Origin of the sequence: Endozoicomonas numazuensis (assembly GCF_000722635.1) — a bacterium.
GTDB classification, from domain to species: Bacteria; Pseudomonadota; Gammaproteobacteria; order Pseudomonadales; family Endozoicomonadaceae; genus Endozoicomonas_A; species Endozoicomonas_A numazuensis.
On the sequence record NZ_JOKH01000003.1, the window covers coordinates 528,931 to 539,529 of the forward strand.

Consider the following 10,599-nt stretch of genomic DNA (forward strand, 5'->3'; position numbering starts at 1 on the left):
TAGAGGAGCAGCAATGCCCCAGAGTCTATTGCGATACACTAACATTCTCAGCATTGTTGGTGACTTGATTCGCGTTCAAGTGCCTAACCTGACGGCAGGTAATGCCCGGGCCAGTTATGGCGATCTGGCGATGATCGAACAAAGCGGACAGGTGTATTCCCTGGCCCAGATCATCAAGATCGATCATGAAGAAGTTTCCCTGCAGGTATTTGCAGGGACCAAGGGCCTGTCTACAGATGCCGCCGTCTGTTTCCTGGGTGAGCCAATGAAGGCTACCTATTCTCCTAACATTCTGGGCCGTATCTTCAACGGTGCTGGCGAACCCATTGACGGTGGCCCTGCTCTGGAACAGGACCCCAAAATTGAAATCGATGGCCCATCAGTAAACCCTGTCCGTCGTGTACTGGCGTCAAGAATGGTTCGAACCAACGTTCCAATGATTGACGTATTCAACACGCTGGTTGAATCTCAGAAAATCCCTATCTTTTCCGTGGCGGGTGAACCCTACAATCGCTTTCTTGCTCGTATTGCTATTCAGGCTGAGGCTGACGTAGTGGTTTTCGCCGGTATGGGTCTGATCTTTGACGATTACCATTTCTTCCGTACAGCCTTTGAAGAAGCGGGTGTATCTTCCCGTACCGTCATGTTCACTAACCAGGCATCTGACCCAACGGTTGAACGCCTGTTGACCCCTGACATGGCTCTGGCCGTGGCAGAACATTTTGCAGTGAAAGAAAGCAAAAAAGTTCTGGTGCTGCTAACCGACATGACCTCTTACGCGGATGCCATGAAAGAAATCGGTGTCGCCATGGACAAGATTCCGGCAAACCGGGGTTACATGGGTGACCTGTACTCACAGCTGGCCAAACGTTACGAAAAAGCCTGTGATTACAAAGGGGCGGGGTCTGTCACCATCCTGGCCGTCACCACCATGCCAGGCAACGATGTCACTCACCCTGTTCCTGATAACACCGGATATATCACTGAAGGTCAGTTTTACCTGCACAACGGTGTTATCGACCCATTCGGCTCTCTGTCCCGTTTGAAACAGATGGTTCAGGGTAAAGAAACCCGTGACGATCACGCTCACATCATGAACACCATGATCCGCTTCTACTCGGATTCTGTGAATGCTCAGCAGAAACAGGCTATGGCCTTTGAGCTGTCCAGTTATGACCTCAAAGCCATTCGGTTCGGTGACAAATTCAAGAGTCGCTTCATGATTCTTGATGCCCGAATGAGTCTGGAAGAAGCTCTGGATCTGTGCTGGCAGACACTGGCTGAATGCTTTGAGCCAGAAGAAACCCTGCTAAAACAGAGCCTGCTGGACAAATACTGGCCCGGTCTCGCCGAAGCCAAAGAGTTCGCCAAGGCTGATGGAGAGGCTGGCGCGGATAAAGCAGCTGGCGCTGCGGCTCATACAGAGGCGTAAACCATGGCCAAGGTAGCCCTCAACAAAAGCTCGCTGAATAAAGAGAAGCGCAGCCTTAAAACCTACAACCGTTATCTGCCAGCGCTGGAGTTAAAGCGCCAGCAGCTGATGGCTGAGAGAAAAAAGGCTGAAGTGGCACTGACAGAAACCCGGTCACACCTTGCCGACGTCGAACGTCTGGTGAGGGAACAGCTCCCGATGCTGGCCCGGGAAGACGTTCCCGTCGAGAGTCTGGTCAAAGTCACCAATGTCACACTGATGGATGAAAATATTGTGGGTACAGCGGTTCCCAAAGTAGAGAACATCTCCATCAGAGTAAAAGCATACAGCGATCTAGCTAAGCCAGTCTGGGTCGATTTTCTGGTTGACCTGCTCCAGCAAATGGTGCGCCTGCGTATTGAATATCAGGTACGCGTACTGCGCCACAAAGAACTGGACAAGGCAACCCGCACTACGTCCCAGAGGGTTAACCTGTTTTCCAAGGTACTGATTCCACAAACCCGGAAAAGTATCCAGAAAATCCAGATCTACCTGTCTGATCAGGATCGTGCCAGCGTCATGAACGCCAAACTTTCCAAAGGCAAAGTGCTGGCACAGGAAGCCAAAATGGCCAAGGCTAGGGCACAGGAATCAGGGGAGGCAGACGTCAATGTCCATTAAACGACTGAATAAAATCACCCTGTACGGACCCGGGGAAGACAAAACCCGGATTCTTCAGGGACTTCAGGCTCTGGGGTGTATGCACCTGATTCCACTGTCTGACAAAACAGCGGATCAAAGTCTGCGTATGCAGCCAGCACAAGCCAGCGAAGCACTGGCCTGGCTGGAGCGCGCACCCAGATCAAGACGACAGATCAAGGACAAAAATCAGGTCTGTATCGATCAGGTAGTTGCGGAAGTACTCGACAACAAGGCTTCCATTCGGGAAGTCTCTGATGCTCGGGACAAATTGATTGAACGTATCCGAGAAGTTCGGCCCTGGGGTGAATTCAGTTTTCCCAGGTTGTCAGACCTGGATGGTCAGCGATTCTGGTTCTATGTCGTCCCACTGGGCGAGATGGAAGCACTTTCGGGGGCACTCAAGGAAAAGGATTTGCCGTGGGAAGAAATTCATCGGGATCATCGCGAAGCCTATGTGATCGTCATTTCCAACCGTGAACCGGCTGAAGACCTGCTTCCTGTACCCCGCTCTCATGTGGGCATGGTGCCGCTTTCCCGACTTGAAATGGAACTGGAAGAGTCTGAACACTTACTGGAAGAACTGCTTGCAGAACGTGAAGCACTGACCCGCTGGAACTATCTGCTGGGTCAGGCCGTAGCAGCGAAACAGGATCAGGCCTCTCTGGAAGAAGCCAGCAGTGGTACACAGGATGAAGAAACCTTTTTTCTGGTTCAGGGCTGGGTAGCGGTCTCGGAGAAGAAAGCCGTAGAGTCCTTCTGTCTGGAAAACAGTGTGGCAGCGATTTTCGAAGAACCGACTGATGACGATGCGCCTCCCACCCTGTTGGAAAAATCCAATAGTATCGGAGGTGGATCTGACGCATTGGGCTTCTTCCAGACTCCCAACTACCGCACGTGGGATCCAGGTAATCTGGTCTTCTACTCTTTCTCCCTGTTCTTCGCCATGATCATGAGCGACGCCATGTACAGCTTGCTGTTTGGCGGCATCGTTTTCATGTTCCGAAAGAAACTGAAGAAGACTGAAGCCGGTTCACGCCTGATGAATCTGGCGTACTTCATGTCTGCCGCTGGTGCCGTATGGGGTGTTCTGATTGGCAGTTACTTTGGTGTAGCTCCGGGCTCAGGAGGCATTCTGGGTCATCTGGCCTTTGTTGATCTGAATGACTACAACGCCATGATGAAACTGTCTGTCTTTGTCGGTGTTTCCCACCTGATCATCGCCAATCTCATGACTGCTGTCGTCAATCGAGGGAGCAGTTACGCTCTGGCCCCCCTTGGCTGGGCATTAATCATGGGCTCGGGCCTGTCGATCTGGCTGGGCATGACCCAAACACTACCCGCAATCTTTGCTGACCGGGTTGGCCCTGCAGGTCTGATCATCGGTGCCTTACTGGTGTTCCTGTTTACCAGCACCCGCCCTGTTCGCTCCATTGGCAGTTTGTGCCTGAGGGGACTGGACGGCCTGAAAGCGGTTTATAACATCACTTCCGCATTTGGTGACGTACTGAGTTACATGCGTCTGTTTGCACTGGGACTTTCCGGTGCCTCTCTGGCCATAACATTCAACACCCTGGCCATGGATGTACTGGACTCCAGCCCTGTCATTGGCGTGCTCTTCAGTGGCCTTATCCTGCTGCTCGGACACGCACTCAACTTTGCACTGTGCATCATGAGCGGTGTCGTTCACGGCATGCGTCTCAATGTTATTGAATTCGTTAACTGGGGTTTGTCCGATGAGGGCTACCCATTCAAATCTTTTAGAAAGCAAGAGGACTAACCATGGATAATCTGATCTTGGCCCTGGGCTGGATAGGCGTATTTTCACCGGTTGCACTGGGTGCTGTGGGTTCAGCGATTGGCTGTTCCGTCGCTGGTCAGGCGGCTTGTGGTGCCATGCTGGACGTTGAAAGTGGTTACGGCAAATTCATTGGCCTTTCTGCCATGCCCTCTTCCCAGGTCATATACGGCATCGTCATTATGTTCACCCTGAGCGGTATCGGTGTTTCTATTAAAAGCGCGCCAGGCCTGCTGGGTATTGGGCTGCTGACCGGTATCGCCCTGATGTACTCTGCCATCTATCAGGGTCAGGCAGTTGCCGCCTGTATCAATGCTTCCAAGAACAAGCCTGAAGTCTTTGGTCTGTCCATTGCGCCCGCAGCGATTGTTGAAGGTTTTGCCGTGTTCGCTTTCGTATTTGCTCTGGTTCTGGGTCAGCAAATCGCTGCCTGATCAGTTAACAGTCAACAGTGGACAGTGAACGAGTAACTCCGTTCACTGGAAACCAGAGGAATAGATTATGACAGCAGCTATTAATCCTGGCGGTCAGAGAGTCTCTGTCGGCGTTCAGGAGCTGATCGAAAAACTGCGTAACCAGGGTGTTCAGGATGGCCGTAACCAGGCTGCCCAGATTGTCAGCGAAGCTGAAGCCACTGCGTCTGAGCTGATGCGTGAAGCCCAGGCCAAAGCAGACGCTATCGTCAGCAAGGCCCGAGAAGAAGCCGACTTTATTGCCAAGGCAGGCCAGGAAGCCCTTCAACTGGCTGAACGGAATGCGGTACTGGAGTTGAAAGATTACTTGCTGGAAAAATTCTCCGGACAAATCAGTGCTCTGGTCAGCGGTTCTCTGGAGAAGGAAGAAGTGCTCAAACAGATGATTCTTGAAGTAGCGGGTGAAAACCACCTGCATGGAGAGAAAAACCTGGAAGTCGTACTGCCTCGCAAAGTGATCGGTGTGGATGAACTTCGTAAGAACCCTGATCTGGTTAAACAGGGGCCACTGCTGGACTTCGTCACCGGTCAGGCCGCTGAAATGTTACAGGAAGGCGTATCTTTCTCTGTAGGTCAGCCGGATCAGAGCGGCATAAAGTTCCGTCTCCATGACAAGGAAATCGAAGTGGAACTGAATGACGAAACCGTCACTGCCGTTCTGCTGAGACACCTTCAGCCTCGTTTCCGGGCTTTGCTCGAAGGCATCGTCAAGTAAGTTTGATGTGAACAGTTAGGAGTTAACCGTTTGAAGTCATGAGTAGATGCTTCTTCTCACAACAGAAAACCGTCAACTCTTATCTGTCTTTTGGGAGAATGAGATGGCAGAAAATGCCTATTACACGCTGCTGACTTCGCTGCCTCACATCGACTCACTGTTTGACAGCAAGATCACTCCGATCTCCCGTCTGCAGCTCGATCGACGCCTCTCTATGTTGAATCAGGAAGACAAAGAAACCCTGATCAAGGTAGAGCAGCTCATGCACTGGAGCCATCTGGGTGACGATGTTGACGAAGCAGCCCTGATCAAACTGGCGGCTCGTCTGCATGCAGAACTTCCCAGTCAGACGCTCCGTGACCTCGTCAACTGGCGATTGGACATGAGGACCGTCATGGCAGCACTGCGTCGCAAAATGCAGGGCAAGCAGGCTCCCGGTGACCCCCAGTGGAGTTACGGTACTCGCTACGCCTACATTCGCCGCAACTGGAGCAACCCAACACTGGGTCTACAGCACGCATTTCCATGGATTCCACAGGCAATAGACTGCCTGAACAAGCAGGACTATCTCATCCTGGAGAAAACCCTGCTGGAAGCAGTCTGGCGTCGACTGGACGACGCTGGCAGACAACACAGTTTCGACTTTGAAGCGGTTGTCATCTATGTATTGCGCTGGAATCTGGTCGCTCGCTGGACAACCTATGATGGCGAGCAGGCGTTGGAACGCTTTAATGAACTGACTGATCTGGCACTGGGTGAATTTGTCAACCAGTTGCCTGGCGCCTGAATAAGCAGCCATGAGCAAAATGCCGTCTGCTCTTTTAACCGAAGGTTGAAGAGCCTGAACCGCTTTCATGGTAAGCAGTAAACAGCTTTTGGAACACGCCAATGAGTGAACAGACCAACACAGAACTGGAACAACAGGCTTCAGCCCATAGAGCTTCAGCCCATAGAGCTTCAGCCCAAGTCGTTGCCGTGATGGGTGATATCATCACCATCAAAAGTCTGGGCAGTAAACCACTGACCAAAAACGAAGTCGTTTATGTAATGCCCAGCCGCCGTGCCAATGAGCAGGTGGAAGAACAGCTGATGGCCGAAGTCCTGAGGGTACGCGGCGATATTGCTGACATACAGGTTTACGAAGACACCCGGGGTGTTGCCGTAGGCGATGCCATTATCCAGACCGGCCACCTGCTCTCTCTGGAGCTGGGCCCTGGTATTCTGTCCATGATCTACGATGGTTTGCAGAACCCTCTGGAACGACTCGCCTCGCTCCATGGAAAGTTTCTGCAACGCGGTGTTCAGCTCGACGCTCTGGATCGCAGCCAGACCTGGGCCTTTACCGCAGTGGCCAAAACCGGTGACAAACTGCACGCTGGTGAAACCTTTGGTACCGTACCAGAAGGCCGCTTTACCCACAGAATCATGATTCCTTTCAATACCGAAGGTGAAGTTGAAGTCATCTGGATCCAGGAAGGCTCTTTTAACGTTGATACGGTTGTCGCCAAAGTACGCAATCAGCGTGGAGAAGAAGTTGATTTGACCATGGTTCAGAAATGGCCGGTGCGTCACTCCATCTCTGAAACTCTGACCAAAAAAGGGAAAACTGAACGTCAATACCCTGATACCCCGCTGGTGACTACCCAGAGAATCGTGGATACGTTCTTCCCGATTGCACGAGGCGGTACCGGCTGCATCCCAGGTCCATTTGGTTCTGGCAAAACCGTATTGCAGCACTCCTTCTCCCGTTACTGCGATGCTGACATTGTTATCGTCACCGCCTGTGGCGAACGAGCGGGTGAAGTGGTGGAAACCATCGAAGAATTCCCACACCTTCAGGACCCGACAACCGGTGGCTCTCTCATTGACCGTACCGTGATCATTTGTAACACCTCTTCAATGCCGGTAGCCGCCCGTGAAGCTTCGATCTATACCGGACTGACACTGGGTGAATACTATCGTCAGATGGGCTATAACGTTCTCGCTCTGGCTGACTCCACCTCTCGCTGGGCTCAGGCCATGCGTGAAACCTCAAACCGCCTGGAAGAGATTCCAGGTGAAGAAGGTTTCCCTGCCTACATGGACTCTGCCATCAAGGGTGTTTACGAGCGCTGCGGTGTTATCCGTAACGAAGAAGGCGACGAAGGCTCACTGACCATGGTGGGCTCTGTATCTCCAGCCGGTGGTAACTTTGAAGAACCTGTGACGCAGGCCACCCTGAGTACTGTGAAAACGTTCCTCGGCCTATCATACGAGCGAGCCTATAAACGTTTCTACCCCGCCATTGACCCACTGATTTCCTGGTCACGTTACCTTGACCAGTTGTCCGACTGGTACGGAAACAACCTGTCAGCTGACTGGGTTGAAAACGTCAAGGAAATGCAGGCTCTGCTGGTAAAGGGTGACAGCATTAACCAGATGATGCAGGTAACGGGTGAAGAGGGTATTACTCTGGAAGACTATGTCACCTTCCAGAAGTCCCTGTTTCTGGATATGGTTTACCTGCAACAGGATGCTTTTGACGACGTGGACAGCAGTTGCCCATTGACCCGGCAGAAGGCTTGTTTTGAGTTAGCAGTCAGCCTGATCCGCCAACAGTACACCTTCAAGGACAAGGAAATCGCGCGCGACTACTTTGTGAAACTGACAGGTTTGTTCAAAAACCTCAATTATTCTCACGACGGATCGCCTGAATACAACAGTTATCTACAGAAAATTGAAGAGTTAAGAAATCAGTACATTGGTACCGCTGCGGCAGCCTGATACTGAGCCCAAAAAAAAGCCGACAGTTGTCGGTTTTTTTTGGGCTTTCCAGACAGATAAGTACTAATGTGCAATATATTAAAAGTCTAATTCCTTACAAACGTCCTACTTTTATTACTTTCTCCTCTATCTACTACCAATCAAAGCGTACCATTGGGTATCACGTACGATCAGCTTGGAAAACGCGTTCATCTCTTTACATATTCCTTGGTCAAAATTTACATATTTAGCCTCTTGAACTTGCAGCTCGCCATTTAACTGCTAAAAGTTTTGGGTATTTAAAAATTCTCTCATTAGCTTACCGAAACAACCATGAGCGATTGAAAGTTGGGTAATCGCCTGGTGTGGAAATCACTTTTCACGGTAATAAAAGTACTCAGTTCTGAGGTAGTAGAATGACAAATGCTCGCCCCAATGCATTGAGCCTTGCTGTGGCCGTTGCAATCAGCTCTTCCATCATTGGCACACAGGCACTGGCCGATCGCAAGCTTCAGACAAAGTCTGTTGATATTCCGAGTGAAGGACATCAGGAGTTTACTCAGAGTGAGGTAATGGTTAAGCCGACACTAGGCGATGACCAGCAGCCAATACAGAATTCCTATACAACTACCTACCCTGATCAGGGTCCAGCCAGAGCAGGCTACCATGTTCCTTCTGAAGGCTTCACAGACGTACTTTCTGGCGTCGACGGTGGTGTTTCCAGTGTTGACCTGTTTGATACAGGTGATGATGACGTTGCTCAGAAATATACAAAAGTACTAAAGGTTGGCGATGAAGGGGTCTTCAGATTCACCCATAACCTTGAAGAGAATGAGCTGGTCATTGAAGTCAGGAGCGGAATGACAGAGCACGACACAGTTCAGGCTGTTCGCGCTCAGCTAGCTGATAATAACCAGCTAGAGCCCCTATCGAAAATCTCCAATCCCGCCCAACTCGCCGGGGTTCTGAAGGGTGCAAATGGAAGAGCTGGTAACCTTGGTGCGGGTGACAACTATGTCGCTCTCGCAACCATTGAAGTAGACGAAGTTGAAATTAACGGTCGCACCTTCATGCGCCTTATCTCTTCTGGCGACCAGCCTCCTGAACTTCAGCGCCTGGGTCAATCACTCTTCGTCAATGATGAAGTTCTTTTTGCCGCAGCGACTTCGGCTTACACTCAGGTCCACGTTATTGGAGAGGCCTTACAACAGGAAGCTCTCAACGATTTATTGGCTAACCAGAAGCCTGTCGGGTATGTGGTGCATGTTGAGGACGAAACAAAAGCCTATCCAGTACCTACTGATTATCCGAGACTGGAGGTTCGTCAGGCTCCAGGGGACATCATTGTTTTCCATGGTCAGAAACTGAACCCGACCGATGTCGCTTTTGTAGAAGGCCTCTTCAATCTCAGGGAAAAAATTGAGGGTGACCATCCCGTTCCTGCCTTAACTACACAAATCAAGAAAGACAAGGTCAAAAGCTACCAGTACGTTATTCGAAGCGCGCAAATGGAACTGCTGGAAGAGTTTGCAGCTGAGCTTGCTGCTGATCACGATGCAGATCTTGATGACACCAAGTTATACATTCTTGCCTACTGCGAGTACCTTCAGCAAGCACTGAGCAGTGCTAATTCAGACGGAGAAGATGAATTTGAGTTCACAAGAACCCACATCGACGTCACTTCGTGGGCCATTACTCCAACCTGGATGAAGGTTCAACTCGCAAAATACTTCAGTTTCAAACCCACACTTGCAGCTCTTTTAGCTAACCAGCATTTCATTCAGAAGTTAATGCCGGTTGTCACTAGAGTGGCTGCTACAGCTTATCGTGATAGCGAAGAGTTTGCTATCAAAGTCATTGATGACATGGCCAAGCAGCTGCTTGAGATGGAAAACGAACTGGCAGAGTTGCAGGCAAAAGAAGGTGAACTGGCTCAACTTAGAAATCAATTACAACGTGCTACTGAGAGAGCTAACGCCAGTGACGAAGAGAAGCTGAGAGCCCAACAACTCAAGCAGCAAGTTGAGAATGAGCTTGATCAGGTTCGTCGAGAATTGGAACAACAGAAAAACCAGGTAGAGGAGCTGCAACAGGAAGCCGAACGTATTCCACAGCTGGAAGAACAGGTTCGTGTGGCTAGAGCAGAAGCCACAAAAGCTCGTAACACTCAACTGGCTGCTGAGCTGGGCATTGAAAACTGGGATGATACTCAGGCACTAGAAGAACAGGCCAGAATCATCAAAGAGAAAGTTACAGAGATAAACCAATTAGTAAGGGAAGCTGGCCAGCGCTCCGAAAGAGAAGCCAAAGCCCGTAATGCTGCACTGGCCCAGACTCTGGGTATGGATCCTTTCGCCGAAGAGACCACTCTGGCTGAACAAAATGAAGCCATTGAAACCAAACTGCAGGAGCTGAACCAGCAGCCCGATGCCCTTGCCAAGCAACGCAATGCACAGCTGGCTCAACAGCTGGGTATTGATGATTTTGATGGTGACGCAGCTCTGGATCAACAAAACGATGTCATCCAGGTGAAACTACGTGAGCTCGGTCAGCAGCCTGAAGCTCAGGTCAAAGCCCGTAATGCTGCTCTGGCCCAGACCCTAGGTATGGATCCTTTCGCCGAAAAAACCACTCTGGTTGAACAAAATGAAGCCATTGAAGCCAAACTGCAGGAGCTGAACCAGCAGCCCGATGCCCTTGCCAAGCAACGCAATGCACAGCTGGCTCAACAGCTGGGTATTGTTGACTTTGATGGTGACGC

Annotated in this window: 8 protein-coding genes; all 8 read left to right on the forward strand. The window is 50.8% G+C overall.

All coding sequences use genetic code 11. The features are described from left to right. Positions 1 to 13 precede the first annotated feature (13 nt). Positions 14 to 1,432: a V-type ATP synthase subunit B gene (locus GZ78_RS15080; protein ID WP_034837600.1), complete on the forward strand. Its 1,419-nt coding sequence runs from the start codon at positions 14 to 16 to the stop codon at positions 1,430 to 1,432. A gap of 3 nt (positions 1,433 to 1,435) precedes the next feature. Continuing rightward, positions 1,436 to 2,092, forward strand: a complete 657-nt coding sequence (locus tag GZ78_RS15085; RefSeq protein WP_051786216.1) for a V-type ATP synthase subunit D — start codon at positions 1,436 to 1,438, stop codon at positions 2,090 to 2,092. Beyond that, on the forward strand, positions 2,082 to 3,890 hold the full coding sequence (locus tag GZ78_RS15090; RefSeq protein WP_034837601.1) for a V-type ATP synthase subunit I: 1,809 nt from the start codon (positions 2,082 to 2,084) through the stop codon (positions 3,888 to 3,890). The genes GZ78_RS15085 and GZ78_RS15090 overlap by 11 nt, the downstream gene beginning before the upstream one ends. Positions 3,891 to 3,892: 2 nt before the next feature. Continuing rightward, the gene (locus GZ78_RS15095) at positions 3,893 to 4,342 is read left to right on the forward strand and encodes an ATP synthase subunit C (protein ID WP_034837603.1); all 450 of its coding nucleotides are present in this window, start codon (positions 3,893 to 3,895) and stop codon (positions 4,340 to 4,342) included. 67 nt (positions 4,343 to 4,409) lie between these two features. Beyond that, positions 4,410 to 5,096, forward strand: coding sequence for a hypothetical protein (locus GZ78_RS15100; RefSeq protein ID WP_034837604.1), 687 nt, complete (start codon positions 4,410 to 4,412; stop codon positions 5,094 to 5,096). Positions 5,097 to 5,199: 103 nt separating this feature from the next. Then, positions 5,200 to 5,883, forward strand: a complete 684-nt coding sequence (locus GZ78_RS15105) for a DUF2764 family protein (protein WP_034838416.1) — start codon at positions 5,200 to 5,202, stop codon at positions 5,881 to 5,883. 101 nt (positions 5,884 to 5,984) lie between these two features. After that, positions 5,985 to 7,859, forward strand: a complete 1,875-nt coding sequence (locus tag GZ78_RS15110; protein ID WP_034837606.1) for a V-type ATP synthase subunit A — start codon at positions 5,985 to 5,987, stop codon at positions 7,857 to 7,859. Positions 7,860 to 8,254: 395 nt separating this feature from the next. Next, a partial coding sequence (locus tag GZ78_RS29520; RefSeq protein WP_034837607.1) for a coiled-coil domain-containing protein occupies positions 8,255 to 10,599 on the forward strand: 2,345 nt, incomplete at its 3' end.